The sequence below is a fragment of the Streptomyces lunaelactis genome, assembly GCF_003054555.1.
Taxonomy (GTDB): domain Bacteria; phylum Actinomycetota; class Actinomycetes; order Streptomycetales; family Streptomycetaceae; genus Streptomyces; species Streptomyces lunaelactis.
In genome coordinates this window covers 5679572-5705127 of record NZ_CP026304.1, presented here as the reverse complement: position 1 = coordinate 5705127, position 25556 = coordinate 5679572, and the positions used below count along the sequence as shown (strand labels likewise).

The window sequence follows — 25556 nt, the reverse complement described above, 5'->3', positions numbered from 1 at the left end:
CGATTCCATCAGCTTCCGCGCGCCGCCCAACCGGCGGCGCGCGCCCCCTTGCTGCCGCCCCGCAACACTGCGACTCTGAGAGTCCCCCCACTTGTGAACTTGTGAATCGGTTCCCGAACGGCCGATCCACCAAGGAGGTGGCTCCATCAATGCTCGTCCGTGACGCCATGAGCACGGTGGTCCTCACCATCGGACCCGCACACACACTCCGCCAGGCCGCCCGCCTGATGGCCGCCCGCCGTATCGGCGCAGCAGTCGTCCTCGACACCGACGCCGGCGGGCTGGGCATTCTGACCGAGCGCGACATCCTCACCTCGGTGGGCTTGGGACAGGACCCCGACCTCGAGATCGCAGGCACCCACACCACCACCGACGTCGTATTCGCCGCGCCGTCCTGGACGCTGGAGGAGGCTGCGGAAGCCATGACGCACGGCGGCTTCCGGCATCTGATCGTGCTCGACAACGACGGGCCCGTCGGCATCGTCTCCGTACGCGACATCATCCGCTGCTGGGCTCCGGCCGGGCGGCACCCGGCGACCCTGGCCGGCTAGGCCCTGTACGGCCCCACCTGCCGAGGCTCGCACGCGCTGGTGCGCATACGAGAGGGCCGGACCCGCTGGACAGGGATCCGGCCCTCGTATTCGGCGAGCAACCATCAATTGAGGAACCCCTACGGCGAGCAACCACATCCGCGAGAGCGGCGGCGGTTCGGCCGCAAAGGGGGGTCAGCCGCGGAGTGCCTGGACCGCGGTCTCGAGCCGCTTGCCGAAGTCACCGTCCGCCTGACGGAAGTTGTTGACCGCGCGCTCGGCGATGTCGTCGCGGGACACCTTCGAGATGAACCCGGCGAGGTTCTCGATCAGACGGCCCTTCTCGTCCTGCGACATCAGCCGGTAGAGGTTGCCCGCCTGCACGAAGTCGCTGTCCTCGGCGTGGCTGGGGGCCTCGTGAGTGCCGGTGCCGCCGGTGACTGCGGTCGACTGCCACAGCGGCTTGTCCGTCTGGAACGGGCCGCCGAAGCTGTTCGGCTCGTAGTTCTTCGCGCCCTTGTGGCGGCCGTCGTACAGGAAGCCGTCACGGGAGTTGGTGCGCGCCTCGGTGGCGTGCGGGCGGTTCACCGGCAGGTGGTCGGCGTTGATGCCGACGCGGTAGCGGTGGGCGTCGCCGTACGCGAAGAGACGACCCTGGAGCATCTTGTCCGGGGACGGGCCGATGCCCGGCACGAAGTGCGCGGGGCTGAAGATCGACTGCTCGACCTCGGCGAAGATGTTCTCCGGGTTGCGGTTGAGCTCCAGCTTGCCGATCTCGACCGGCGGGTAGTCCTCGTGCGGCCAGACCTTGGTCAGATCGAACGGGTTGAAGCGGTAGTTCGCCGCCTCGGCCGCCGGCATGATCTGCACCTGCACGGTCCAGGACGGGAAGTCGCCGCGCTCGATGGACTCGCGCAGGTCGCGCTGGTGCGAGTCGGCGTCGGCGCCGGCCAGCAGCGCGGCCTCGTCCGAGGTCAGGTTCTTGATGCCCTGGTCGGTCTTGAAGTGGTACTTGACCCAGAAGACCTCGCCGGCCTCGTTGTTCCACTGGTACGTGTGCGAGCCGTAGCCGTTCATGTGGCGCAGGGTCGCCGGGATACCGCGGTCACCGAAGAGCCAGGTCACCTGGTGCGTCGACTCGGGGCTCAGACCCCAGAAGTCCCAGACGTTGTCGGCTTCCTGCGAGCCCGTGTAGGGGTCGCGCTTCTGCGTGTGGATGAAGTCGGGGAACTTGATGGCGTCCTTGATGAAGAACACCGGGGTGTTGTTGCCGACGAGGTCGTAGTTGCCCTCTTCGGTGTAGAACTTCAGCGCGAAGCCGCGGGGGTCACGCACCGCGTCCGCCGAGCCGAGGTTGCCCGCGACGGTGGAGAAGCGCAGGAACGTCTCGGTCTGCTTGCCGACCTCGGAGAGGAACTTCGCACGCGTCCACTGGGACACGTCGCGGGTCAGCGTGAAGGTGCCGTACGCGCCGGCGCCGCGTGCGTGCACGATGCGCTCCGGGATGCGCTCACGGTTGAAGTGCGCGAGCTTCTCGAGAAGAGCCTGGTCCTGGAGCAGAACCGGCCCGCCGACGCCCGCGGTCTCGCTGTTCTGGTTGTCGGCAACCGGCGCGCCGGCCTCCGTGGTGAGCGGTCCCTGCGTCACGTGCGCCTCCTGCGTCATTCCTGCAAGTCCTGTCCCTTGGCGAATGCCGATATCGATCCTACGATGGACTTTGTCTAAGTCAAGCAGACATCCAAAGTCACACCCGTTCGGGATCTGGTTCTCCTCACTGTTAGGCTTGTCCTTATGAGTGACCTGTTGGAACGACTTCGCGGACGCGGCTGGCGCCTGACGGCACAGCGGCGCGTCGTGGCCGAGGTCCTCGATGGCGACCATGTCCACCTGACGGCCGACGAGGTGCATGCCCGCGCCGTGACGAGGCTCCCCGAGATCTCCCGGGCGACCGTCTACAACACCCTGGGTGAGCTGGTCAGCCTCGGTGAAGTACTCGAGGTGTCGACGGACCGCCGCGCCAAGCGGTACGACCCGAACGCGCACCGCCCGCACCAGCACCTGGTCTGCGCCCAGTGCGGCGCGATCCGTGACGTCCACCCGTCGGGCAACCCGATGGCGGACCTCCCGGACGCGGAGCGCTTCGGCTTCACGATCTCCGGCGTGGAAGTGACGTACAGGGGCACGTGCCCGAACTGCGCGTCCGCCTGACACAAACGCTTGGAAGGTCCCGGCGCCGATCAAGGTCCGATCAAGGCGCCGGGGCCTTCGTCGTACACGGGAGCCGCGCGCGGAGTGCGCGTACGACGAAGGCCCGGATCCTGATGGATCCGGGCCTTCGTCTTGCAGTAGCGGGGACAGGATTTGAACCTGCGACCTCTGGGTTATGAGCCCAGCGAGCTACCGAGCTGCTCCACCCCGCGTCGGTAAACAGAACCTTACGTCACGCCACCGACCAGCGCAAATCGATATTCATCTCGCTACGACGCCCCTTGGCCACCAGGAGCTCACGCCTACGCCGTGAGCTCCTGGTGGAGCGCCTCGCGCAGCCGCGCGGCCCGCTCCGAAACCTCCGCCGGACCCAGCTCGACGGCACGCGCGCACCACCGCTGCCCTTCGGTCAGCTCACCCCTGCGGGCGGCGAGCAGCGCGAGGCGCAGCGCGGCGCGGCCGTGCCCCGCGCGCGCTGCACGAGCCCACCACAGGGCAGCCTCGCGCTCGTTGCCCTCACGGGCGAGAAGCAGCCCGAGGTTGAACGCACCGTTACGGCTGCCCGCCTCCGCCGCCTCCCGGTACCAGCGGGCGGCGTCGGTCATGTCGCCACGGGCTGCGGCGAGCATGCCGACCCGCACCTGGGCACGGCGGTGCCCCTGCTCGGCGGCGCGCTCGTACCACTCCTCGCACTCGCTCTTCTCGGCCATCGCCTCACCGAGCGCGGGCGGCCCCGGCGGCGGCTGCCGGGAGTCGAGCACGGTGGCCAGCCGGAAGGCGGCCTCAGCGCTGCCACCACCCGCCGCGCAGCGCAGATGACGCTCGGCGGCCTGCTCGTCACCCTCCCTGAGCAGGGCGATGCCGACCTGGAGGGCGGCCTCGGTGTGACCGGCGGCGGCTGCCCGCTCGTACCACCTCAGGGCCGTACGGTCGTCGTCCCGGCCGACATGGAGGATGCCCAGGTTGAACGCGGCGTCGACGCTGCCGGCCTCGGCGGCCTTGGAGAACCAGGGCTCGGCGCCGGTCGCGTCGCCGGCCTGCAGGAGCAGTACGGCGAGCGCGTTGGCGGCCTCGCGGTGCCCCGCGTAGGCGGCACGGCGGTACCACTGCTCGGCCTGCGGCGTACGGTCCTGGGCGGCGCACAGCAGCCCCAGGTTGTACGCGCCGTTGACGTCACCCGCGTCCATGGCGGCGCGATACCAGCGCTCGGCGGTCTGCTGCTCCCCGCGGGCGGCGTGCAGCGCGCCGAGGGCGTTGGCGGCATTGCCGTCACCGTCCTGCGCGGCACGCAGCCACCACACGGCTGCGCTCTCCTCGTCGCCCGCGTCCCGGAGCAGGAACCCGAGCGCACAGGCGGCGCGCGCCTCTCCGTCCTTGGCGGAGGTGAGGTACCAGCGACCGGCCTCCTTGAGCTCGCCGCGCTTCTCGAGGATCGCGCCGAGGTGCAGCGCGGCCCGCCGGTGCCCACGCGCGGCGGCCTGCTGGTACCACTGCGCGGCCTCGTCGAGTACGGACAGCTGGGGCCCATCGGCGGCGGCCGCGTCGGCAGAGCTCGCGCCACCCTGACTGCCCGCGCTGCCCTGACTGCCCGCGCCACCCTGACTGCCCGGGCTGCCCGTACGACCCGCCTCAGCACCGGCAGAACTCACGTCGTTACCCGTACGCTCGGCGACGGCCGGGCCCGCAACGCCCACTCCGTCCGCTACCGCCGCACTGGCGTCACCTCGACCGGCGCGGCCTGAGGCAGCCTTACCACCGTTGCCGCGACCCACCCGCACGGAGGCAGCCGGACCAGCGACAGCGGCACGCCCCGCACCCGCACCACGGCCCGCGCGTCCCATCACCAGGCCCACGTCCCCGCCCTCGCGCGCCTCCTCCGCCGCCCGGCGCTCCAGCGCGCGGGCGAGCCGGTACGCCGCCTCGCGGTGCCCCTGCTCGGCAGCCGCGCGCAGCCAGCGCTCCGCGCCCGCATCGCTGCGGTGCTCCAGAAGATCGGCGAGGGCGTACGCCCCCAGCGCGTGCCCCTGCTCGGCGGACTGGCGCAGCCAGTACTCCGCGGCGGGCTCGTCGCCGCGCTCACGGAAGTGACGCCCCAGCGCATGCGCCGCGGCCGCGGAACCGGCGACGGCGGCGATACGCCACCACCCGGCGGCCTCATCGGCGTACCCACGCTGGTGGAGAAGGACACCCAGATTGTTGGCGGCGGCGCGGTCGCCCTCGGCGGTCGCGGCACGCAGATAGGGCTCGGCTCCGTCGAGGTCGCCGCGGCGCAGCAGCAGCGCGCCGAGCACGCTCATCGACGCGGTGTCGCCGCCGTCGGCGGCACGCCGGTGCCGTGCCTCGGCCCCGGCGGTCTCCACCGAGTCGGCACTCGCACCGCTGCCGGAACTGTCAACGTTGTCAGCGGCGTCGGCAGAAATGGTCGCATCTGCCACGTTTCCGGCATGCCGCCGCACAAACCGCCCTGTCTCCAACAGAGTTGCCCTGTCCCCCATAAATTCCATCGTCGCACCACCTGCAACCCGCGTACACCTGGTATACCGCAGCCAGTGAGGTCACTTCAGCGTTTTGTCGACATGCCCACAGAGAGATAAGTCAAACACGCTCGACCCCAACTCGCCCCACCCGGCACGCACTTCACACAAGCCGCACATACACACGAAGAGGACCCGGATCCTCAAAGGATCCGGGCCCTCTTCTTTTTCAGTAGCGGGGACAGGATTTGAACCTGCGACCTCTGGGTTATGAGCCCAGCGAGCTACCGAGCTGCTCCACCCCGCGTCGTTGTGTTGCAACCGTACCACGACGCGGGATGGCCCCAGCTCAGCAGCCCTAAGGGGAGGTCGCCGGACTGGGCTTGGCCTGCGCGGCCGCGGCCCGCTCCAGGGCGTCCTGCAGCGCGGACTGCGCCCTGCCGTACGCCTCCCAGTCGGTCGGCTTCTTGTCCAGCGCCGCCTCGGCATCGTCGTACGCCTTCTGAGCGTCCGCGATGGCGGCCTTCAGCGCCGCGTCACCCGTCGCCGGCGGCGGCTTGGTGGTGTCGCCCGGTGGCGGTGTCGTCACCGGTGGCGGTTCGGCGACGTTCTGTTCGAAGACCGCGTTGAGCGCCTCCGTGAGGCTGTCCTTGAAGACCGGTTTGCCTCCGCCGTAGGCGACGGCAATCTTCTTCAGCAGCGGGTAATTCGCGCTGCCGCCTCGTGCGTACACCGGCTCGATGTAAAGGAACCCGCCGTCGAGCGGCACCGTCAGCAGGTTGCCGTACTCGATGTCCGAGTCGGTGCCTCTGAGGTCCCTGACGAAGGTCGCGACCTCCGGCACACCGTTGAGCTCACTCTGCACCTGTTGCGGTCCCTGGACCGTCTCGGTGACTCTCAACAGTCTTATCGTGCCGTACTTGTCGCTGTTGGCATCGGCGTCGACCGCCATGAACGCACCCAGGTTGGGGCGTCCGGCCGGTGTGAACGTCGTCGTCAGCGAGAACTTCTGTGCCGTGTCCCCGGGCATCTTCAGGCTCAGGTAGTACGGCGGGACGGCGCTGGTGTCCTTGTTCGTCGGGTCGTCCGGCACCTGCCAGGCGTCACTGCCGCTGTAGAACTGCTCCGGCTCCGTGACGTGGTACCGGGTGAGCAGCTCGCGCTGCACCTTGAACATGTCCTGCGGGTACCGCAGATGGGCCTTGAGCTCCGGCGAGATCTTGTCCTTCGCCTTCACCGTGCCCGGGAACGCCTTCATCCAGGTCTTCAGCACCGGGTCCTTGGTGTCCCACTGGTACAGGTTGACCGTGCCGTCGTAGGCGTCGACGGTGGCCTTCACCGAGTTGCGGATGTAGTTGACCTGGTTCTGCTGGGCGACGACCGCGCGCTGATTGGTGGTCAGCGAATCGGCTGTGGTGTCCCCCAGCGTCGTACGAGAGGCGTAGGGGTAGCCGTTGGTCGTGGTGTACGCGTCGACGATCCACTGGATGCGGCCGTCGACGACCGCCGGGTAGGCGTCACCGTCGATGGTCAGCCAGGGGGCGACGGCCTCGACGCGCTCCTTGGGCGTGCGGTTGTACAGAATCCGCGAACCCTCGCCGACAGCTCCCGAGTAGAGGATCTGCGGCTCGCTGAAGGCGACGGCGTACGCCGCGCGGTTCAGCGGATTGGAGAGGTTGACCCCGCTCTTGCCCTTGTAGCTGGTGGTCTCCTCGCCGTTCTTCTCGTAGTCGAGCTCCTTCTGCGGACCGCCGACGATGGAGTACTGCTCGGTCTTCTCGCCGTAGTAGATCCGCTGCTCGTACTTCCCGAGCTGGCCGCTGGTCGGCAGCCCGGACTCGGTGAAGTCGGGTGAGCCGACGGTGCCCTTGTCGGGGTCCGTGATGGTGTTCGTGCCCTTGGCCGCGATCGCGCCATAGCCATGGGTGTACGTGAAGTGGTCATTGATCCAGTTGCGCTTCTGGATGCCCTTGATGTTGAGCTCGCGCAGACCGATGACCGTGTCCTGCGGCTTGCCGTCGGGGCCGTTGTACCGGTCGACGTCCAGGGTCGCGGGGAACTGGTAGTACTTGCGCTCCTGCTGGAGCTGCTGGAAGGCGGGCGAGACGACGTTCGAGTCGACCAGGCGGTAGCTGGCCGCCGTCGGAGCCGCGTCGCGCTGCTGGGCCTTCCGCTTGGGGTCGCCCTTGCCGGAGTAGTCCTCCGGCTTGGCGCTTTCGATGCCGTACGCGAGCCGCGTGGCCTCGATGTTCTTCTTGATGTACGGACTTTCCTTGGCCTGCTCGTTCGGCTGGACCTGGAACTTCTGCACGATCGCGGGGTACAGGCCGCCGATGAGGATCGCCGACAGGACCATCAGCCCGAAGCCGATCACGGGCAGCTGCCAGGTGCGGCGCCAGAGCGTCGCGAAGAACAGCAGGGCGCAGATGACCGCGATGCAGAAGAGGATCGTCTTCGCCGGGAGATAGGCGTTGGCGTCGACGTACCGCAGGCCGGTCCAGTTGCCGGTGGCCTTGAAGTCGCTGGACTTCACCGCGAGGCCGTACCGGTCGAGCCAGTACGCGACGGCCTTGAGCGAGACGAAGACACCGAGCAGCACCGACAGATGGCCGGTGGCCGCGCCCGTCGCCCGCGCGCCGGGGCTGGTGATGCGCAGCCCGCCGTACAGATAGTGGGTCAGCGCGGCCGCGATCAGCGAGAGCACGGCGGCCGCGAAGCCGAAGCCGAGCAGGAAGCGGTACCAGGGCAGGTCGAACGCGTAGAACGACACGTCCATGCCGAACTGCGGGTCCTTCTGGCCGAAGGACACACCGTTGACCCACATCAGCCAGGTGCGCCACTGCCCGGTGGCGGAGGCTCCGGCGATCAGCCCGACGAGAGCGGTGATCGCGAGGAGCACCCACTTCTTGTACGGGGCGATGCCCATCCGGTAGCGGTCAAGACTCTGCTGCTCCAGCGACATCGCGCTCAGCGGGGGCCGCAGCCTGTGGGCGAGCCAGATGTTCACACCGACAGCCGCGGCCATCAGCAGCCCGAAGACCGCGAACAGTCCGACCTTGGTCCACAGGGTGGTGGTGAAGACAGAGGAGTACTTGACCGAGCGGTACCAGAGCCAGTCGGTCCAGAACCCGGCGAACATGACGAACGCCATGGCCAGGACGGCCAGGACGCCCAATGTCATGAGCAGGGTACGGACTCGCCGGGACGGCCGGCCCACTCTGATCCGTGGCCCGGTCGGGCCTCCGCCGCGGTCCGGCATCTGGAAAGCCAACGTGCGCACCTCGAAGTTCGCGGTCGTGTGAATCGGGCCCCGCGATCGTAGAGCCCACTGATGCAACTTACTGAGGCTTTACCTAGTTCCCGTCTCGGGCCCGGAAGGAGGCAGGATATTGGCCATGTCCAACGTTTCCCCTTCCGGCCCCCCGATGGCCGCGAGCCCGCTGACCCGTGCCGTGCTCGAAATCGACGAGTACGCGTCCGGGCTCGGCTGGGATCAGCCGGCCAGGCTCTTCGCCCTCGTCGACACCGCACGCCTGCGCACCCAGGAGCCGGGCCTCGCGGCCCAGCTCGGCCTCGACGGCGATGAGGCGGGCGCGCCGCTGACCCCGATCGAGCAGGATGAAATCCCCTCCAACACGGCGCTGGACGAGTTCCTCGCCACGATCGCGTGGCCGGATGCGGTGGTCGGCTGCGCGCTGACGGTGGAGCGCCTGATGCTCCCGCCGTCCGCCGAGTCCTCCGTCCCGGACGGCCTCGACGACAAGGCCCTGGCCAAATGGGTCGCCGCCCACCCGAACCGCCAGGAGGTCCGCATGACGGTGGCGGTCCTGCGCGACGGCGCACGGGAGTCGGCCCTGCGCCTGCGCGAGAAGGACTCCCCGAAGGAGGTCCTGACAGGCTCGGCCCTGGTCCCGGGCCTGGCGGAGGCGCTGTCGGCGACCTTCGAGGCGTAGGAGCCGCGCCTGGACCGCCGCGCCCACCGGGGCCCGGCGGTCCGCCGCGGGCGGTACTGCCCCCGTCAGCTCGACGCGCAGCTCGGCAGACCCGCCGTGTCCCCCGACCGGATCCTCTCCAGCGACTGCTTCGCGTCCGCGATTGTCTTCACCTTCACCAGCGTCAACCCGTCCGGAATGTCCGACGTCGCCGCCGCGCAGTTCTCATTCGGCGTCAGGAAGTACTCCGCGCCCGCGTTCCGCGCGCCCACCAGCTTCATCTCGATGCCGCCGATCGGCCCGACCTCCCCCTTGTCGTCGATCGTCCCCGTGCCGGCCACGAACTTCCCGCCCGTCAGGTCCTCCGGCGTGAGCTTGTCGACGATGCCGAGAGCGAACATCAGGCCCGCGCTCGGACCGCCCACGTCCGCCAGGTTGATGTCGATGCCGAACGGGAACGTGTGGTCGGTCCCGGCCTGGATACCCACAATCGCCCGGTCACCCTGGTCCGACTTCACCGTGGTGATCGTGACCTTCGCGGTGTTCTCGGGCTCCTTGCCCGCCTTCTCCGCCGCCGCCGCATCCTTCGCCGGCACGATCGTGAAGACGACGTTCTCGCCGGGCTTGTGCTTCGTGACCAGCTTCGCGACGTCCGCCGGTTCCTTCACCGGCGTACCGTCCACCGCCCGGATCACGTCGCCCGCGTGCAGCCGGTTCTCCGAAGGCGTGTCCTTGATGACCGTGGAGACCACGACCCTCGCCTTCACCGGGATCTTCAGCTCCTTCAGCGCAGCGACCTTCGCGCTCTCCTGCGACTGGCTGAATTCCTCGGCGTTCTCCTGCGTGGACTGCTCTTCCGTCTTCCCGTCCGGATAGAGCGTGTCGTGCGGCACGACCACGTTGTCGTGAGCCAGCCACCCGTACACCGCCTCGACGATGTTCATGTTGTAGTCCGCGCCGGTGACCCTGACCGTCGTCATATTGAGGTGACCGGTCGTCGGGTAAGTCTTGCGGCCGGAGATCTGCAGCACAGGTTCACCACCGGCCGCGCCGAGAGTGTTCACCGTCGGCCCGGGCGACATCTCCGAGTACGGCACTTTGATGAACACCCCTGCGCAGAGCAGCGCGATGAAAATGAGCGTGGAGGCGAGCATCGTCGCGGTGCGGCGTGGCATGGAACGACAGTACGGGACGGGTCTGTCACAACACCGTCCGGGCCGGTCCGTACGTGGCAACTTGGCAACTGCGTACGGTCGGCGGTGGGGTCACACCCGGGTCATGCGGCGTCGGTACCGGAGTCGGCTTTCTCCATCGCATCGCGGAACCGCGCATATCCGGCAAGCTCGGCCACGTCCCCGGTGGTCCGGTTCCGTGAAGCCCAGCCTCCCCATATCGCAGCACCGACGGCAGCGAAAAGCGGAATCAGCAACCAAGCGAGTGCTGCCATCGCAAACCTCCCTACCCCATGAACGAACGCAACTGAGTGATCAGCAGATTAGTCATCTGCCGGTTCAACGCTCACGGCAGGGGGGCGGTTACGCAAATCGGGGCCGGTAGGGACTGACCGGGTTTCAGAAGGCCTCAGCAGGCCCCGACCCACTCCTCCGTGCCGTCGGAGAACTTCTGGTGCTTCCAGATCGGCACCTCGTGCTTGAGGTCGTCGATCAGCTTCCGGCAGGCCTCGAAGGCCTCCCCGCGGTGCGGGCAGGACACGGCGACGACGACCGCCAGATCTCCTACCTCCAAGTCACCCACACGGTGGACAGCGGCCAGCGCCCGCACCGGGAACTGCGCGGTGACCTTCTCGGCGACGCGGCGCATCTCGGCCTCGGCCGTGGGGTGGCAGGAGTACCCCAGGGTGTCGACATCCGCGCCGCTGTCGTGGTTGCGCACGGTGCCGACGAAGAGCGCCGTACCGCCGCTCGCGTCGTCGCCGACGGCCGCGAAGACCTCGTCGACGGAGAGCGGGGTGTCGCGGATCGCGAGCAGCCGGATCGGGTCGCTCGCGGCTTGCTCGCCGGGGTGGTCGTACCTGCTTGCCATGCCCTCCATCGTGCCGTACCGCACTGACAGCGCGGAATAGCGATTTCGACCGGTCGGGGCCGCCCGTCGTTGGAGCCTCCTACATACGGCGCCGCGCCTTGCGGGCGCGCCGCACCAGCGCGGCCGTACCGAGCAGCGCCACCGTCGCACCGGCGGCGCCCGCCGCCGTGGCGTCCTTGCGGCCGAGGCGACGGCCGGCGACGGTATGGCGGCCCTCCACCTCCTCGAGCAGCGCCGAGAGGACCTCCTCATTGGTCCACTGGGGACGCCAGCCCGCGTCGTGGAGGCGGCTCACGCTGACCACCCAGGGATGCATGGTGTACGCCAGATCCCCGGCCGGGGACGGTGTGAGGCCGATCCGGTGGAGCCGGGCCGCGGCGCCCAGAGCGACCGCCGAGGGGAGCTCCATCCGGCGGATGCCACTGAGCTCCTCGACCTCCTCCTGCTCCAGCCAGCCGTCGCAGCCGACCGCGAGCTCACCGTCGACCTTCTCCAGCGCGGCGTACTCGAGCGCGCTCACCAGGTCCTCGACATGGCAGAACTGCCAGGTGGGACGCGATCCGGCGACCACAAGGAGACGCGGCGACTCGAAATAGCGGGTGAGGGCGGTGTCAGTACCGCCCACCAGGACGGCGGGTCTTACCACCGTGACGCTGAGCCCAGGGTGGGCGCGGGGCGCACGGCGGCCCAGACGCTCGATCTCCAGCAGGTCACCGACGCCCGTCGCCTCGGCGGTGGCGCGCAGCTCAGCGTCCTCGGAGAGCGGGATGTCGTTGTCGGGCAGCGCCCCGTAGACCATCGCGGACGTGCACAGAACGACCCGGTGGACGCCGGCCGCGGCCGCCGCCGTCAGCACGGTCTGCGTACCGCGCACGTTGTACGCCGTACGGGCGGCGGAGTCGGTCTCCAGGTCGAGATCGAGCGCCAGGTGCACCACCACGTCCGCGCCGCGCAGCTTCTCCGCGATGGCCGGATCGCGTACGTCGAGGATGTGCCACTGCGCCTCGGGGACCTCGCCCCGGCGCTCGTCGATCGCGACGACCTGCTTGACCTCCTCGGACGCGGCAAGACGCCGTACGAGCAGGTCACCGACGCCGGAGGCGGCGCCGGTGACCGCGACGACGGGACCACGGGCGGCGGACCCTCGGCCCGAGGTCTGGGTTGAGCGGTTTCGCGCTGCGCGAACCTGCGGATCTGGGGAACTCACCAGGCGTCTCCAGCGGTTGTCTTCAGTACGTACACGAATGACGCGTGCGTACCAGGTGGCGTCCATCCTGCCGCAGGCCAAGAGCCGGCGGAGCACCGAGCCCATATGCGGGCCCGGATGTCTACGCTGGGTGTTGTTGTCGGGCAGTCGCCGTCGGCAGGAAGCCGACGGCCCTACGAGCCGAGGAAACCCGTGAGTGACACCCCATTCGGATTCGGCCTTCCGCCGGAGGAGCCGGAGAACGGCGACGAGGGCAAGAAGAAGGATCCCGCCGGAGGTGGCCAGGACTCCGGCGGGCAGTTCCCGGGGAATCCATTCGGGTTCGGTTCCGGGGAAGGCGGCGCGGACAATCCGTTCGCCGCGATGTTCGGCTCCCTGAACCCGAACGACCTGGGCGCGGCCTTTCAGCAGCTCGGCCAGATGCTGAGTTACGAGGGCGGTCCCGTGAACTGGGACATGGCCAAGCAGATCGCCCGCCAGACGGTCTCGCAGGGCACGCCGGACGGCACCAAGGACGAGAGCGTGGGCCCGGCCGAGCGGACCGCGGTCGAGGAGGCCGTGCGTCTCGCCGATCTGTGGCTGGACGGAGCGACCTCGCTGCCCTCCGGCGCGAGCACCTCCGTGGCATGGAGCCGCGCCGAGTGGGTCGAGGCGACCCTCCCCGCGTGGCAGCAGCTCGTCGATCCGGTCGCCGAGCGGGTCGGCCTGGCGATGGGCGATGTGCTGCCCGAGGAGATGCAGGCCATGGCGGGCCCGCTGATCGGCATGATGCGCTCCATGGGCGGTGCGATGTTCGGCCAGCAGATCGGCCAGGCCGTGGGCGTGCTGGCGGGCGAGGTGGTCGGCTCGAGCGACATCGGCCTGCCGCTCGGCCCGGCCGGCAAGGCCGCGCTGCTGCCGCTGAACATCGAGGCGTTCGGCAAGGACCTCGGGGTGCCGAAGGAGGAAGTGCGGCTGTATCTGGCCCTGCGCGAGGCCGCCCACCAGCGGCTCTTTGCCCATGTGCCGTGGCTGCGCTCGCATCTGTTCGGCGCGGTCGAGGCGTACGCACGCGGGATCAAGGTCGATACGACCAAGCTGGAGGACGTGGTCGGGCAGTTCGACCCGACGCACCCGGAGCAACTGCAGGAGGCTCTCCAGCAGGGCATGTTCCAGCCGGAGGACACTGCGGAGCAGAAGGCGTCGCTGGCCCGCCTTGAGACCGCGCTCGCGCTGGTCGAGGGCTGGGTGGACGCGGTGGTGCACGAGGCCGCCTCGACCCGGCTGACGTCGGCGGACGCCCTGCGAGAGACGCTGCGCAGGCGCCGGGCATCCGGTGGTCCCGCCGAGCAGACCTTCGCGACACTGATCGGTCTTCAGCTGCGTCCGCGCCGACTGCGGGACGCGTCCCGGCTGTGGGCCTCGCTCACCGACGCGCGGGGCGTGGACGGGCGCGACGGCCTGTGGGAGCACCCCGACATGCTGCCGACGGCCACCGATCTGGACGACCCGGACGGCTTCGTCCACCGTGAGCAGCTCGACTTCTCCGAGATCGACAAGATGCTCGGCGAGGCCGCGGGCGGCGGCGCCAAGCCGAAGCTCGAAAAGGACGACCTCAAGAAGGACGGCCTGACGAAGGACACCCCCGAGAAGGACGACAAGGGCGACGGCGACGGCGACAAGGACCGGTGAGCCTGTTCGACGATGCCGTACTCGTGCTGAAGACCTACGAGCAACAGCAGGAGCTGCGTCAGCTCTATCTCGACCATCTGGCGGCGCATCCGGACGGGATGTGGAAGGCCTGCGAGGCGGGGCATGTCACGGCGAGCGCGCTGGTGATCGATCCGGAGCGCGGCCGGGCGCTGCTGACGCTGCACAAGAAGCTCGGCATGTGGCTGCAGATGGGCGGCCACTGCGAGCCGGGTGACGCGACGCTGGCCGCGGCGGCGCTGCGCGAGGCGACGGAGGAGTCCGGGATCCGCGGGTTGACGCTGCTGCCCGGCGGTCCTGTGCGGCTGGACCGGCATGCGATTCCGGCGCCCTGCCACTGGCATCTCGATGTGCAGTACGCGGCCCTGGCCCCGCCCGGGTCGGTCGAGGAGATCAGCGAGGAGTCGCTGGATCTGCGCTGGTTCGCCTACGACGAGGTGGCGGGCGTGGCCGACGATTCGGTCGTACGCCTCCTTGAGCGCACGCGCGCGGCGCTGTAGCCGGCAGTTCATCGGTAAGGGGCGGGCTCCAGAGAGCCCGCCCCTTACCTGTGCGCTCCGCCGGGTGTCAGCTCCAGGCGTTGTTCTGGTTCTGGGCGTGTGCGCCCTGCTGGCCGATGCCGTACTGCGCGCGCAGGCCTTCCCCGATCTGCGCGCCCTGCGGCGGCATGACCTCACTGGGCTGGACGAGTGCGAAGCCCTGGCCGAGGAAGCTGAGCTCCCAGCCCTCGCCGGTGTTTCCGCGTCGCCGCCGTACGCCGGAGGAGTGCGTCTGAGACTGCATCTGCACCCGCAGGGCGGAGGACCAGGCGACGATCGCGTCGGCGTCGACATTGACGTACTTGTCGGGCGTGACCTGCATCATCAGCGGCTGGCCCGAGGTCATCAGCGCGACCTTGCCCCGGCCGGAGATATTGAGCTGGTACTTGCCGGAGCCGGAGATTCCGTACTGGCTGTCCACCGCGATGACCTCGGTGTGCAGCGTGGAGTCGAGCGCCAGGACGTAGGCGCTGTCGACGGTCATGCCCTCCTGGTCGACGTCCACGACGTGGATGTACTGCGCGAGGTTGGCGAAGTAGACGGTGCCCTGCCCGGAGCAGCGCATCAGATCCAGGCCCTCACCGGTGTTGGCGCGGGCCCGCCGCTGGCCGTTCGACTGGTACTCACCGTCGAAGTCGACAAGACCCTGGTACGCGACCATGGCGCCCTTGCGGGCGAGGATGTCGTCCTGACCGGTGAGCGAAACCCGCAGCAACTGCGGGTTCTGCACGATGTACCGGTCCTGGGACTGCTGCTCCGTGTAGCTGAAAAGCGGACTCTGCATGGTGTGTTCTCCCTCCCCCTCAGCGCCGGATCCGCAGGCGGTCGGTACTGTCCTCGCTCGGCTGTACGACGACGATGCCCTGGCCCGAGAAGGCCATCTGGTAGGCCTCTCCGCTGCCCCGCCCGATCAGCGAGGAGGCCTTGAGGCTGCGCTTGCCCTTCACCTTGAGGTTCGGGGACCAGGCGACAAGGGCGTCCGGGTCGACGTACGTCTCGTCCTCGCCACGACCGCAGTCGACGACGATCGGCGTGCCGCGCGAGGTGAGGGCCACCCAGCCGGTGCCCGCGATCTCGACGTTCCACAGGCCCTGGCCGGTGAACTTGGCCAGGCCCTTGACCCGCTCGACGCCCCACTGAAGGTGAGCGTCGAAGGCCAGCAGATTGGTGCCGTTGACCGAGAGCGAGTCGTTGTTGAGGTTGATGACGACGACATCCGCGCCGTAGTCGGCGAGGTAGAGCAGTCCGTCACCGGAGCACTTCATGATGGGCGCGCCCTCGCCGGTCACCCACTGGGAGGCGATCTGGCGGACGGCGGGCGGGTTGGGCTCGTACTGGACGAAGCCCTCGTAGGCGACCATCGAACCGGTGCGTGCGTACAGGTCCTGGCCGGTGGCCATGGCGACCTTCAGCATGGTACGGCCGTGGTTCTCCATCCGGGCCGCGATCGGGGTCGGGGCGAAGCCCGCGAGTTGCTGGTTCATTCTTCGGGCTCCCTCAGACCTCGTACGGCTGGACGACGATGAAGTTGCCGGGGGCGCCCCGGAACTGAAGGTTGACGGTCTCTCCGCTGTGTCCCGGGTACGCGTTGCGGCGCAGCCGGACCTGGCTGGAAAGGATCACCTGGGACGCGGCCGACCAGGCGACGACGGCATTGCAGTCGGCGAAGGTCGTCGGTGTGACCGGCAGAACGACGGGGATGCCGTGGGTCTTCACGACAACCGTGCCGGTGCCCTGGAACATCATCGTGAACAGAGCGCCGCCGGGGATGCCGTGGCCCTCGATCCTGCGGACCTCGTGCTGCAGCGACTCGTCGAAGGCGAGGACGTTCTCCGCGGAGACGCAGATGCCGTCGCCCTGCAGCTCGATGGAGTGCAGATGCGAGCCGTCCTCGGCGAGGAAGACCTGGCCGCGTCCGGAGCAGCGCATCAGCTGCATCTCCTGGCCGGTGGCATTGCCGACGATACGGCCGGCGAAACCGGCGCTCTTGTAGCTGAAGTCGACCTTGCCCTGGTACATCACCATGCTGCCCTGGCGGGCCAGGACGGGAGCGCCGCCCATGGTCAGATCGACCCGCATGAGCTGCTGGTTCTGCGGAGTCCAGCGCACGCCGGTGGGAGTCTCGCGGTAGGGCTGCAGGGCGGCTTGCAGGCCGGCGCCGGCCGCAGGCACTCCCTGAGGAACGCCCTGCGGGACACCGCCCGGGGGCATCCCCGGCTGCTGCCCGTACGGGGACGGGGCCTGCTGTCCGTACGGCGACGGCGCACCGGGCGGCTGGACCTGCCCCGGGACCTGGCCGTACTGCGGCTGCTGGGGCGGCTGTCCGTACGGGGAAGGGGCGACCGGCGGCGGCACGGTGCCGCCGGGAGGTGCCATCGGTGCCGCGATCGTCGGCGCGGCATGCATCTGCGGGTTCTGCTGATGGGGCGCCTGGGCAGCCGGAGCCCCGAAGGCGGGCGCGGGCTGCGGGGCTTGGGGAGCCTGCGGCATCTGAGGCGCGGCCGGCGCGCCGAACGCCGGGGGCGCGGCGGCCTGCGGGGGCGGCGCGAACGAGGGCGCGGCACCCTGCGGCTGCTGGGCGGCAGGCTCCTCGGCGACCTCGCCGCCGAAGTTCTTCAGCAGCGCGTCGAGACCGCCGTCGAAGCCCTGGCCGATGGCGGCGAAGCGCCACACGTCCTTCAGATAGAAGTCGCCGAGCATCACCGCGCGCTCGGTGGTGAACTCCGAGCCGGTGAAGGCGTACCGGACGACCTCCTCGCCACCCGCGACGATGCGGATGTACCCGGGGCCGACCTGGGACATCTGTCCGGCGCCGTCGATCGTGGCGGTGAAGGAGAGCCGGTGAATATTCGCCGGAATGCTGTCGAGAGTGACACGGAACGACTCGGTGTCACCGGACTGTGCGCCGAGCAGCTGGATGGACTCCTCGGGTGACTTCGGCTGGTTGAAGAAGATGAAGTACCGGTCGTCGGACAGCTGCTCGTTGGGGTCGAGTCCGAAACAGCTGATGTCGAAGGTCAGCCCTGGAGCGCCGATCTGCACACCTACGTACAGATCCGTTCCCGGCGTGAGATCACTGATCTTGGCCTTGTGGCCGCGTTGGAATTCCCTGGCCATGCGTAACGACCGTCCCCCATCCCGAAATGTGAATGCGTCGCGCCAGGCTAACGGCTGGGGCTGACATTGAGCCAAGCCGGTACACATTCGGTACAGGACCGTCGACAGTCACTCTTCGCGTGCGGCGGGCAGATGCGGCAAGCGGTCGGCCGCGACAACTCCCTCGAGATAGCCCCTGGCGCGTTCGGTCCGCGGGTACGCCTCCAACAACCGCCAGAAGCGCGGACCGTGTCCGGGCACCAGCAGATGGGCCAGTTCATGGACGAGCACATAGTCGACGACGTACTCCGGCATCCCCTGAAGGCGGTGGGAGAGGCGGATGCTGCCCTCCGCAGGGGTGCAGGAGCCCCAGCGGGTGTTCTGATTCGTCACCCATCGCACGGATGTCGGTCTTGCGCGTCCGTCGAAGTACAGGGCGGACAAGCGCTCGGCGCGCTCGGCCAGTTCGGAGTCGCCGAGAATCCGCTTGCTCTCCTGGGCAGCGAGCTTGTCGAGCATGACGCTGACCCAGCGCCGCTCCTCCGCCTCCGACATCCGGGCGGGGATGAGCACGATGGTGCGGTCACCCTCCCGATATGCGGAGACGGTCCTGCTGCGCCGGGCGCTCCTGCGGACCTCGACCGCACTCGTCCCCGATCCGCGGGGCGGGCGGCTTGTCGCGCTGCGCTGTTGACTTCCCGCGCTGTGCGGTGGGGTCTCCCCAGCGACGCGAGGGGAAGGGTCGACGGACACGCCCCGACGTTACCCGCTGTCAGTGGGGGAAGTCCCGCCTCCGGGACGGTTCGATCTTGATCCACTCCACGGCGTGCACCATTTGAACGACTAATGCCCGCACCTGTGGATAACTCTTCACAGCTTCCGACGCCGCCGGGCATTCTGACAACAGATCAGAGGAGAGATGGAAGTGGACAGGGGAAATCGATATGCATCCGATGATGAAGCCTGCCTTGAAGCGAGCATGGCGGGAGCGACAGACCGTGCAATTCGGGGTGACCCCCGCGCATGCGGTGATGGTCGGTCCGGTGGACACCGCGACCGGTGCCCTGATCGAGCTGCTGGACGGGACACGGGGAATGCCTCTGCTCCGCGAGGAGGCACGGGCGATGGGTCTGCCGGAGGGACAAGTGGACGCGCTGGTGAAGCGGTTGACGGCGGCGGGCCTGCTCGACGATCCGACGGCCGGTGGAGCCGCGGCCGATGCGTTACGGAAGCGGGCCGGCGCCCTCGACCGACTACGCCCCGATCTGTCCTCCCTCTCCGTGGTCCATCCGGAACCGGGCGGCGGGATACGGCGCCTGGCGGCCCGCCGGGCCATGCGTGTACAGGTACAGGGCGCGGGCCGGGTCGGCGCGACGGTCGCGGCCGTGCTGGCGGCCTCCGGGGTGGGCCGGGTCGAAGTGCTGGACGGCGGGTGTACGGAGCCGTGGGACGTGGCGCCCGGCGGGCTGCCGGCCGAGGCGGTCGGCGAACGGCGGGAAGCGGCGGCCCGGCAGCTGGTGCGGCGGTCCGCACCCGACCGGCCGCCACGCGCGGCCGAGTCGGTGGCGGCCCCGGGCAGAGGCGAGCCCGCTCTGTCCCTGGTCGTCGTCGCCCCACGGGACGGACTGGCGGCCTACGCCCCAGATCCGGCCGCCGCCGAGGACTGGATCGCCACGGGGACACCTCATCTGTATGCGGGAGTTGCGGAAGCGACCGGCGTGGTGGGGCCGCTGGTGCTGCCCGGCGGCACGGCCTGCGCCGGCTGTCTGGAACTGGGCAGGGCGGGGCGCGACCCGGGGCGGCCCAGGCTGCTGGCACAGTGGCGCTCGGGCCGCCGACGCGCGGTGCCCACCTGCGATGTCGCCCTCGCCACGGCAGTGGCGGGGGTGACGGCGGCGCACGCCCTGTCCTTTCTCGACGGGGAACTGCCGGCAAGTACGGGGGCCCGGTGGGAAGTGTCGCTGCCTCTGCTTGACTGGCGATCGGAGAGGATCACGCCACACCTCGACTGTGTCTGCAGCGCGGTTGGGAAGAGTGAGAGGGAGCACACCGCGGGGATCGGGCCGGCGCACGAGACAATGGCCGGGTAACGATCGTCAACGGAGTAATGCCGTAAGGCACACGCGGCACGGCTGTCTGGGATTTGGAGGGGCGTATGTCTGATCTTCCCCGGAAGGCGGTCACCCGGACCGCCAAGCTGGCCGCACTTCCACTGGGCTTCGCGGGGCGTGCCACGTGGGGTCTGGGTAAGCGGATCGGCGGCAAATCCGCGGAGATCGTGGCCCGGGAGCTTCAACAGCGCACGGCGGAGCAGCTGTTCAAGGTGCTCGGCGAGCTCAAAGGCGGTGCGATGAAGTTCGGGCAGGCGATGTCCGTCTTCGAGTCCGCGCTGCCCGAGGAGGTAGCCGGCCCCTACCGAGCGGCCCTGACCAAGCTTCAGGACGCGGCGCCCCCCATGCCGACACGCACGGTCCACGCGGTCCTTGAGGAGCGGCTCGGCAAGGACTGGCGTGAGCTGTTCCTGAACTTCGAGGACAAGCCCTCCGCCGCTGCGTCCATCGGCCAGGTGCACCGGGCGGTGTGGCACGACGGGCGCGAGGTCGCGGTCAAGGTGCAGTACCCGGGGGCGGGGGACGCGCTGCTGTCCGATCTGACGCAGCTCAGCCGGTTCGCCCGGCTGCTGGGTCCGCTGATTCCGGGGATGGACATCAAGCCGCTGATCTCCGAGTTGCGCGACCGGGTCTCGGAGGAGCTGGACTACGAGCTGGAGGCGCAGGCCCAGCGGGAGCATGCGGCGGAGTTCGCGTCCGACCCCGATGTACTGGTGCCCGATGTGGTGCACCAGAGCGACCAGGTGCTGGTGACCGAGTGGATCGACGGGATCCCGCTGGCGGAGGTGATCGCCGACGGCACGGCCGAGCAGCGGAACCGGGCGGGGCAGTTGCTGGCCCGCTTCCTCTTCTCGGGCCCGGCCCGTACGGGGCTGCTGCACGCGGATCCGCACCCGGGGAATTTCCGGCTGCTCCCGGAGGAGGACGGTGAGGGCTGGCGGCTCGGGGTGCTGGACTTCGGCACCGTGGACCGGCTGCCCGGCGGACTGCCGCAGACCATCGGGGACTGTCTGCGGATGACGCTGGAGGGCGAGGCCGAGGAGGTCTACGAGCTGCTGCGCCAGGAGGGCTTCGTCAAGGAGACGATAAAGCTCGCCCCGGACGCGGTGCTCGAGTATCTGCTGCCGATCATCGAGCCCGCGGAGGCGGAGGAGTTCACCTTCTCCCGCGGCTGGATGCGTACCCAGGCGGCCCGGATCGCCGATATCCGCTCCCCCGCACATCAGCTGGGCAAGCAGCTCAACCTGCCGCCCTCGTATCTGCTGATACACCGCGTGACGCTGAGCACGATCGGGGTGTTGTGCCAGCTGAACGCGACGGTGCGGCTGCGGGACGAACTCGATTCGTGGCTGCCCGGATTCCTGCTGGAGCAGGAGGAGGAGGCGGGTACGCCGGTGGAGGCTCAGGCCTGAGCGGAGACCGCCGCGCTCTCACACCGCGACGTCACCACCAGTCCGAGTCGAGCCTGCCCTCGATCGCTCTGATGTTGGTGCGTGCGCAGTCATCGCAGAAGTAGCGGCGGGTGCCGTTCTCCACGGAGCAGGTCCAGGTGGGCGGTGTCCCTCCGGCGATCGCGCCGCAGCGGGAACACACGATGCTCTCGGCACCCGGCTGTGCAGGGTGATGAGTCTGGTGCTGGTCCACGTCGTGACGATATCCCCGTACGGGACCGGCCGCAGGGACAACGCACCGCGGGGACCGGTCCGTTCGGACCGGCCCCCGCGGGCTGGAATGTGCGGCCAGCGCATGTGCGGTCAGTGCACGTGCGGTCAGTGCATGACGGCCATGGCCAGTGCGCGGCGGGCGCGCAGCGACACGCGCTCGGCGCGGCGCTGCATCCGCCGGGCGGCGATCAGGCGCACGGCCTGGCGTTCCGCGTCGGCTTCCCGCAGGCGATCGTGCATATGCGCACGCGCCATGGCTTCTGGGATGAGTTGCATCTCACGGGTCCTGTTCTGACGCGAGGCGGTCGCGCCGATGGTGGTGACAGCTGAGGTGGCGGAGCCGGACGGCTCGCTCGTGGAAGGGGTCATTGGGGCCAGCTTCTGGGGATCGTGCGTGACGGGTCGGTCGATGGTTCCGATGGCATTCATGCCGCAACCGGGTTCTTGCGCGGGCGACCACGCGGCCGCTTCCGGGCGACAACGACGCCCTGGACGAAGAGCTCGCCGCCCCAGACGCCCCACGGCTCACGCCGCTCCTTGGCGCCCGCGAGGCAGGCCTCCATCAGCGGGCAGGTGCGGCAGAGGGACTTGGCGTACTCGACATCGGCCGGCGACTCGGCGAAGAAGACCTCAGGGTCGTAGGAACGGCAGGGGACGGGCACGCCGAGGTTCTCGATGGCGTCGTCGAGCGCGGAGAGCGCAGTGAGCGGAGTCAAGGTGGAGTCCTCCGTGAGGGCGGGCGGGGCGATCGTCTCGGAAGGCGGTACGGACGGGGCGTGCGCTTCGAGTTGCACGGTGGTGTCATTCCTCGTCTGGTCGTTCCGGCCTGTTGGCCGGTTGGCGGCTGGTACCGGGTGTCGCTTGTCCCGAGGCCCCTTCGCTCCGTCGTCCCCGTTTCGGGGAAAACAGAAGGGCCGCGGATCCCGGGTGGGGTTCCGCGGCCCTGAAGGCGCCGGCCTGATGGTGGATCAGGCTGGATCACTCCAGGGTTCGAGCCCACGGAAGGCCCACATCGTGTGGTGCTGCGTCGTCTGCTTCTTGGCGCCGGCACTGGCCGCTGCAAAGGCATAGGCCCGAGCCTTTGCCGCTGCTACTGCTGCTTCCAGTGCCTTGGTCGGTCGCTCATTGCGCTCCAGGACGGGGAGACCGCCCAGGCCGGAGACCGGAAGCACGGCGGAGATGCCGGACACACCGGTGCCGTTGAACGCCGCGGAGAAGCCGAACGTGCAGGCGGAGACGACCGAGCGATCGGTCATTTTGGCGGTGCTGATGAAGCTGGTCTCGATGCTGATCACTGGAATCGCCTCCTCTCGGCGTCTAGAGGACCGGCCGGGGCCGATCGCGCGTATTCGGATAAGTACAGCACGAGGACAGGGCTTCAGAGAAGTCGCTGTTCCCGTGGTTAAGAACCTATGGGGCCTGCTGGGGCGGGCGCAAACTATTTTTTCGACGAGTTTGTATCAGTCCTCTTCGTCGGCTCCCACAAGGTCCTGACCTGCGCAGATGGTCAGGACATCGGCTCCGAAACGCTCGAGCTTGCGTCCACCGACGCCGGAGATACCAGCCAGCTCGCCCTCGCTGCCCGGCACGGCCTCGGCGATCGCCGTCAGTGTCTTGTCGGTGAACACGCAGTACGCGGGCTGGCCCAGCTCCTTCGCCTGCTCCGAGCGCCACTCGCGCAGGCGCTCGTACAGCGCCTCGTCCATGTCCGAGGGGCAGTCCTCGCAGCGCATCAGTTTCATCTCGCCGGCGTCCGTGAGCGTCTTGCCGCAGACGCGGCACAGCACCGGGCCGCGTCGCTTGCGACGGCCGCCACTACCGCGTTCGATGCCGCCGCCACCGCTGGCGCTGCGGGCGCCGGGGGCCGCCGAGCCGGGGCGCATCCCGTTCAGGAAGCGGGTGGGCCGGCGGGAGGCGCGGCCGCCGGGCGAGCGGGAGAGCGCCCAGGAGAGGGAGAGATGCAGACGGGCACGGGTGACGCCGACATAGAGCAGCCGGCGCTCCTCCTCGACCTGCTCATCGGTCTTGGCGTAGGTGATCGGCATCATGCCCTCGGTGAGGCCGACCAGGAAGACGGCGTCCCACTCCAGGCCCTTCGCCGAGTGGAGTGAGGCGAGGGTGACGCCCTGGACGGTCGGGGCGTGCTGGGCGGCGGCGCGTTCGTCCAGCTCGGCCACCAGATCGGAGAGGCTCGCCTCGGGCTTGACCCGTACGTAGTCCTCGGCGAGAGCGACCAACGCGGCCAGGGACTCCCAGCGGTCACGCACCGCTCCCGAACCGGCGGGGGGCTCGGTGGTCCAGCCCTTGGTCGAGAGCACCGCGCGGACCTGGGAGGGAAGGCCATCGGCGTCGTCGAGCAGGGAATCGTTGCCCCCGGCCCGGGCGGCACCGCGCAGGGCGACGCCCGCTTCCCGTACCTCGGGACGGTCGAAGAACCGCTCGGCGCCGCGCAGTTGGTACGGGACACCGGCGTCGGCCAGCGCCTGTTCGTAGACCTCCGACTGGGCGTTGATCCGGTAGAGCACGGCGATCTCGCCGGCCGGGACGCCTGCGGCGATGAGGTCACGGATGCGGCGGGCGGTGCCCTCGGCCTCGGCCGGCTCGTCCGCGTACTCCGTGTAGGCGGGCTCGGGGCCGGCCTCGCGCTGCGAGATCAGTTCGAGGCGGTGCTCGGCGGCGCGGCCCTGGGCCTGGCTGAGCAGGCCGTTGGCCAGATGGACGACCTGGGGCGTGGAGCGGTAGTCGCGGACCAGTTTGACCATGGTCGCGTCGGGGTGGCGGGTGCGGAAATTCAGCAGGTGGTCGGGGGTGGCGCCGGTGAAGGAGTAGATCGTCTGGCTGGCGTCGCCGACGACGCAGAGGCTGTCCCGGTCGCCCATCCACAAGTCGAGCAGCCGCTGCTGGAGCGGACTGACGTCCTGGTACTCGTCGACCACGAAGTGCTGGTACTGGCTGCGGATCTGGTCGGCGATGTCGTGCCGGTCCTGGAGGATGCCGACCGTGAGCAGCAGCACGTCCTCGAAGTCGATCAGCGCGCGGTCGCGCTTGAGCTGCTCGTACATCCCGTAGACCTGGCTGATCTCGGCCGGGTCGCGCGGGGCGTCGCGGTGCGACTTGGCGACCGCTGCCGGGTAGTCGGCGGGCACGGTCTGGGTGACCTTGGCCCACTCGATCTCGCTCGTGACATCCCGCAGCTCATTGCGGTCGAGCCGGATACGGCAGCGGGCGGCCGACTCGGCGACCAACTGGACCTTGCGCTCGAGAAGCCGGGGCAGCTCGCCGCCGACCGCCTTCGGCCAGAAGTACTGGAGCTGGCGCAGCGCGGCGGAGTGGAACGTGCGCGCCTGAACGCCTCCCGCGCCGAGCTGCCGCAGCCGCCCTCGCATCTCGCCGGCGGCACGGTTGGTGAAGGTGACGGCCAGCACACTGGCAGGCTGGAGTATTCCCGCGCGCACGCCGTACGCGATGCGGTGGGTGATGGCGCGCGTCTTGCCCGTGCCGGCACCTGCCAGCACACACACCGGACCGTGCAGGGCCGTCGCGACCGCGCGCTGCTCGGGGTCGAGCCCGTCGAGCACCGCGTCCGCCGACTCGGGGACCTGCGGGAAAAGAGAGGAATGCGTTGCTGCTGTCACACCGCCATGCTGCCAGGTCGGTCGAGGTGGATGCGGCCGTTGTCCACAGGGGGTGGGGCGCAGTCGTACCAATGCGGGAATGGTGGCCAGGCCACGTACGTTCTACGCGGTGCCATTACGGATTCAGCGACGCAAGCGACACACAGGAGAGCGAGAGACCATGCAGGGGACTGTGACGATGTACAGCACCACTTGGTGCGGCTACTGCCGTCGGCTCAAGGGCCAGATGGACCGCGAGGGCATCGCGTACACCGAGATCAACATCGAGCAGGACCCGCATTCCGCGGCCTTCGTCGAGAAGGCCAATGGGGGCAATCAGACCGTCCCGACCGTGCTCTTCCCGGACGGTTCGACGCTGACCAACCCCTCGCTCGCCCAGGTGAAGCAGAAGATCAGCGTCTGAGCGAGATCAGCGTCCGAGCGACTGA

24 protein-coding genes and 2 tRNA genes are annotated in these 25556 nt (G+C 69.2%); 8 read left to right on the top strand and 18 right to left on the bottom strand.

What is annotated here, in order from left to right:
- The first annotated feature begins 149 nt into the window (after positions 1 to 149).
- Entirely contained in the window at positions 150 to 551 is a 402-nt protein-coding gene (locus SLUN_RS26455; protein ID WP_108152362.1) for a CBS domain-containing protein, read from the top strand.
- Between the two features lie 174 nt (positions 552 to 725).
- Here SLUN_RS26455 and SLUN_RS26450 read toward each other — a convergent pair whose 3' ends face one another.
- Entirely contained in the window at positions 726 to 2195 is a 1470-nt protein-coding gene (locus tag SLUN_RS26450; protein WP_108152360.1) for a catalase, read from the bottom strand.
- Between the two features lie 126 nt (positions 2196 to 2321).
- Here SLUN_RS26450 and SLUN_RS26445 point away from each other — a divergent pair, with 126 nt between their 5' ends.
- A complete protein-coding gene (locus SLUN_RS26445) occupies positions 2322 to 2738 on the top strand; it encodes a Fur family transcriptional regulator (protein WP_108152358.1) in 417 nt (138 codons plus the stop codon).
- Positions 2739 to 2876: 138 nt separating this feature from the next.
- Here SLUN_RS26445 and SLUN_RS26440 read toward each other — a convergent pair.
- The 4 genes from SLUN_RS26440 to SLUN_RS26425 form a co-directional block, all read right to left on the bottom strand.
- Positions 2877 to 2950: transfer RNA gene (locus tag SLUN_RS26440), tRNA-Met, on the bottom strand.
- A gap of 90 nt (positions 2951 to 3040) precedes the next feature.
- Positions 3041 to 5242, bottom strand: coding sequence for a tetratricopeptide repeat protein (locus tag SLUN_RS26435; protein WP_108152356.1), 2202 nt, complete (start codon positions 5240 to 5242; stop codon positions 3041 to 3043).
- 203 nt (positions 5243 to 5445) lie between these two features.
- Positions 5446 to 5519, bottom strand: a tRNA-Met gene (locus SLUN_RS26430).
- Positions 5520 to 5570: 51 nt separating this feature from the next.
- Positions 5571 to 8471, bottom strand: coding sequence for a UPF0182 family membrane protein (locus SLUN_RS26425; RefSeq protein WP_175313482.1), 2901 nt, complete (start codon positions 8469 to 8471; stop codon positions 5571 to 5573).
- A 136-nt stretch (positions 8472 to 8607) separates the two neighbouring features.
- Here SLUN_RS26425 and SLUN_RS26420 point away from each other — a divergent pair, with 136 nt between their 5' ends.
- Positions 8608 to 9165 (top strand): PPA1309 family protein, encoded by a 558-nt coding sequence (locus SLUN_RS26420; protein ID WP_108152352.1) that lies wholly within the window; start codon positions 8608 to 8610, stop codon positions 9163 to 9165.
- Between the two features lie 65 nt (positions 9166 to 9230).
- On the opposite strand, the gene SLUN_RS26415 is transcribed toward SLUN_RS26420, so the two are convergent.
- From SLUN_RS26415 to SLUN_RS26405, 4 genes are all read right to left on the bottom strand, one after another.
- Entirely contained in the window at positions 9231 to 10319 is a 1089-nt protein-coding gene (locus SLUN_RS26415) for a YlbL family protein (RefSeq protein WP_108152350.1), read from the bottom strand.
- Between the two features lie 101 nt (positions 10320 to 10420).
- A complete protein-coding gene (locus tag SLUN_RS40105) occupies positions 10421 to 10591 on the bottom strand; it encodes a hypothetical protein (protein ID WP_170146611.1) in 171 nt (56 codons plus the stop codon).
- Positions 10592 to 10725: 134 nt separating this feature from the next.
- A complete protein-coding gene (locus SLUN_RS26410) occupies positions 10726 to 11187 on the bottom strand; it encodes a molybdenum cofactor biosynthesis protein MoaE (RefSeq protein WP_108152348.1) in 462 nt (153 codons plus the stop codon).
- A 79-nt stretch (positions 11188 to 11266) separates the two neighbouring features.
- The gene (locus SLUN_RS26405; protein ID WP_108152346.1) at positions 11267 to 12394 is read right to left on the bottom strand and encodes an SDR family oxidoreductase; all 1128 of its coding nucleotides are present in this window, start codon (positions 12392 to 12394) and stop codon (positions 11267 to 11269) included.
- 192 nt (positions 12395 to 12586) lie between these two features.
- On the opposite strand from SLUN_RS26405, the gene SLUN_RS26400 reads away from it, so the two are divergent.
- Positions 12587 to 14065, top strand: coding sequence for a zinc-dependent metalloprotease (locus tag SLUN_RS26400; protein ID WP_108152344.1), 1479 nt, complete (start codon positions 12587 to 12589; stop codon positions 14063 to 14065).
- Complete coding sequence (locus SLUN_RS26395; RefSeq protein WP_108152342.1) at positions 14062 to 14583, top strand: NUDIX hydrolase; 522 nt, start codon at positions 14062 to 14064, stop codon at positions 14581 to 14583. The genes SLUN_RS26400 and SLUN_RS26395 overlap by 4 nt, the downstream gene beginning before the upstream one ends.
- A gap of 67 nt (positions 14584 to 14650) precedes the next feature.
- Here SLUN_RS26395 and SLUN_RS26390 read toward each other — a convergent pair whose 3' ends face one another.
- The 4 genes from SLUN_RS26390 to SLUN_RS26375 form a co-directional block, all read right to left on the bottom strand.
- Positions 14651 to 15406, bottom strand: coding sequence for an AIM24 family protein (locus tag SLUN_RS26390; RefSeq protein ID WP_108152340.1), 756 nt, complete (start codon positions 15404 to 15406; stop codon positions 14651 to 14653).
- 19 nt (positions 15407 to 15425) lie between these two features.
- On the bottom strand, positions 15426 to 16106 hold the full coding sequence (locus SLUN_RS26385; RefSeq protein ID WP_108152338.1) for an AIM24 family protein: 681 nt from the start codon (positions 16104 to 16106) through the stop codon (positions 15426 to 15428).
- Between the two features lie 13 nt (positions 16107 to 16119).
- Positions 16120 to 17739, bottom strand: a complete 1620-nt coding sequence (locus SLUN_RS26380; RefSeq protein WP_108152336.1) for a TerD family protein — start codon at positions 17737 to 17739, stop codon at positions 16120 to 16122.
- 108 nt (positions 17740 to 17847) lie between these two features.
- On the bottom strand, positions 17848 to 18471 hold the full coding sequence (locus tag SLUN_RS26375; protein WP_108152334.1) for a M48 metallopeptidase family protein: 624 nt from the start codon (positions 18469 to 18471) through the stop codon (positions 17848 to 17850).
- 191 nt (positions 18472 to 18662) lie between these two features.
- Here SLUN_RS26375 and SLUN_RS26370 point away from each other — a divergent pair, with 191 nt between their 5' ends.
- Positions 18663 to 19808, top strand: coding sequence for a ThiF family adenylyltransferase (locus tag SLUN_RS26370; RefSeq protein ID WP_108152332.1), 1146 nt, complete (start codon positions 18663 to 18665; stop codon positions 19806 to 19808).
- Positions 19809 to 19873: 65 nt separating this feature from the next.
- Positions 19874 to 21241, top strand: a complete 1368-nt coding sequence (locus SLUN_RS26365; protein WP_108152329.1) for an ABC1 kinase family protein — start codon at positions 19874 to 19876, stop codon at positions 21239 to 21241.
- A 31-nt stretch (positions 21242 to 21272) separates the two neighbouring features.
- Here the strand turns inward: SLUN_RS26365 and SLUN_RS26360 are convergent, their stop codons facing one another.
- The 5 genes from SLUN_RS26360 to SLUN_RS26340 form a co-directional block, all read right to left on the bottom strand.
- Positions 21273 to 21473, bottom strand: a complete 201-nt coding sequence (locus tag SLUN_RS26360; protein WP_108152327.1) for a hypothetical protein — start codon at positions 21471 to 21473, stop codon at positions 21273 to 21275.
- 125 nt (positions 21474 to 21598) lie between these two features.
- A complete protein-coding gene (locus SLUN_RS26355; RefSeq protein WP_108152325.1) occupies positions 21599 to 21922 on the bottom strand; it encodes a putative WhiB-interacting protein in 324 nt (107 codons plus the stop codon).
- Complete coding sequence (locus tag SLUN_RS26350) at positions 21919 to 22287, bottom strand: WhiB family transcriptional regulator (protein ID WP_108152323.1); 369 nt, start codon at positions 22285 to 22287, stop codon at positions 21919 to 21921. The genes SLUN_RS26355 and SLUN_RS26350 overlap by 4 nt, the downstream gene beginning before the upstream one ends.
- Positions 22288 to 22461: 174 nt before the next feature.
- Positions 22462 to 22788, bottom strand: a complete 327-nt coding sequence (locus SLUN_RS26345; RefSeq protein WP_108152321.1) for a hypothetical protein — start codon at positions 22786 to 22788, stop codon at positions 22462 to 22464.
- Between the two features lie 165 nt (positions 22789 to 22953).
- A complete protein-coding gene (locus SLUN_RS26340) occupies positions 22954 to 25128 on the bottom strand; it encodes an ATP-dependent DNA helicase UvrD2 (protein WP_175313476.1) in 2175 nt (724 codons plus the stop codon).
- A 160-nt stretch (positions 25129 to 25288) separates the two neighbouring features.
- On the opposite strand from SLUN_RS26340, the gene SLUN_RS26335 reads away from it, so the two are divergent.
- On the top strand, positions 25289 to 25531 hold the full coding sequence (locus SLUN_RS26335) for a mycoredoxin (RefSeq protein WP_108152316.1): 243 nt from the start codon (positions 25289 to 25291) through the stop codon (positions 25529 to 25531).
- Positions 25532 to 25556 lie beyond the last annotated feature (25 nt).

Bases quoted from the DNA above. Each gene is read 5' to 3' on its own strand.
- SLUN_RS26455 (WP_108152362.1), top strand. From the start codon at position 150: ATGCTCGTCCGTGACGCCATGAGCACGGTGGTCCTCACCATCGGACCC.
- SLUN_RS26450 (WP_108152360.1), bottom strand. From the start codon at position 2,195: ATGACGCAGGAGGCGCACGTGACGCAGGGACCGCTCACCACGGAGGCC.
- SLUN_RS26445 (WP_108152358.1), top strand. From the start codon at position 2,322: ATGAGTGACCTGTTGGAACGACTTCGCGGACGCGGCTGGCGCCTGACG.
- SLUN_RS26435 (WP_108152356.1), bottom strand. From the start codon at position 5,242: ATGGAATTTATGGGGGACAGGGCAACTCTGTTGGAGACAGGGCGGTTT.
- SLUN_RS26425 (WP_175313482.1), bottom strand. From the start codon at position 8,471: ATGCCGGACCGCGGCGGAGGCCCGACCGGGCCACGGATCAGAGTGGGC.
- SLUN_RS26420 (WP_108152352.1), top strand. From the start codon at position 8,608: ATGTCCAACGTTTCCCCTTCCGGCCCCCCGATGGCCGCGAGCCCGCTG.
- SLUN_RS26415 (WP_108152350.1), bottom strand. From the start codon at position 10,319: ATGCCACGCCGCACCGCGACGATGCTCGCCTCCACGCTCATTTTCATC.
- SLUN_RS40105 (WP_170146611.1), bottom strand. From the start codon at position 10,591: ATGGCAGCACTCGCTTGGTTGCTGATTCCGCTTTTCGCTGCCGTCGGT.
- SLUN_RS26410 (WP_108152348.1), bottom strand. From the start codon at position 11,187: ATGGCAAGCAGGTACGACCACCCCGGCGAGCAAGCCGCGAGCGACCCG.
- SLUN_RS26390 (WP_108152340.1), bottom strand. From the start codon at position 15,406: ATGCAGAGTCCGCTTTTCAGCTACACGGAGCAGCAGTCCCAGGACCGG.
- SLUN_RS26385 (WP_108152338.1), bottom strand. From the start codon at position 16,106: ATGAACCAGCAACTCGCGGGCTTCGCCCCGACCCCGATCGCGGCCCGG.
- SLUN_RS26380 (WP_108152336.1), bottom strand. From the start codon at position 17,739: ATGGCCAGGGAATTCCAACGCGGCCACAAGGCCAAGATCAGTGATCTC.
- SLUN_RS26370 (WP_108152332.1), top strand. From the start codon at position 18,663: ATGCATCCGATGATGAAGCCTGCCTTGAAGCGAGCATGGCGGGAGCGA.
- SLUN_RS26365 (WP_108152329.1), top strand. From the start codon at position 19,874: ATGTCTGATCTTCCCCGGAAGGCGGTCACCCGGACCGCCAAGCTGGCC.
- SLUN_RS26355 (WP_108152325.1), bottom strand. From the start codon at position 21,922: ATGAATGCCATCGGAACCATCGACCGACCCGTCACGCACGATCCCCAG.
- SLUN_RS26335 (WP_108152316.1), top strand. From the start codon at position 25,289: ATGCAGGGGACTGTGACGATGTACAGCACCACTTGGTGCGGCTACTGC.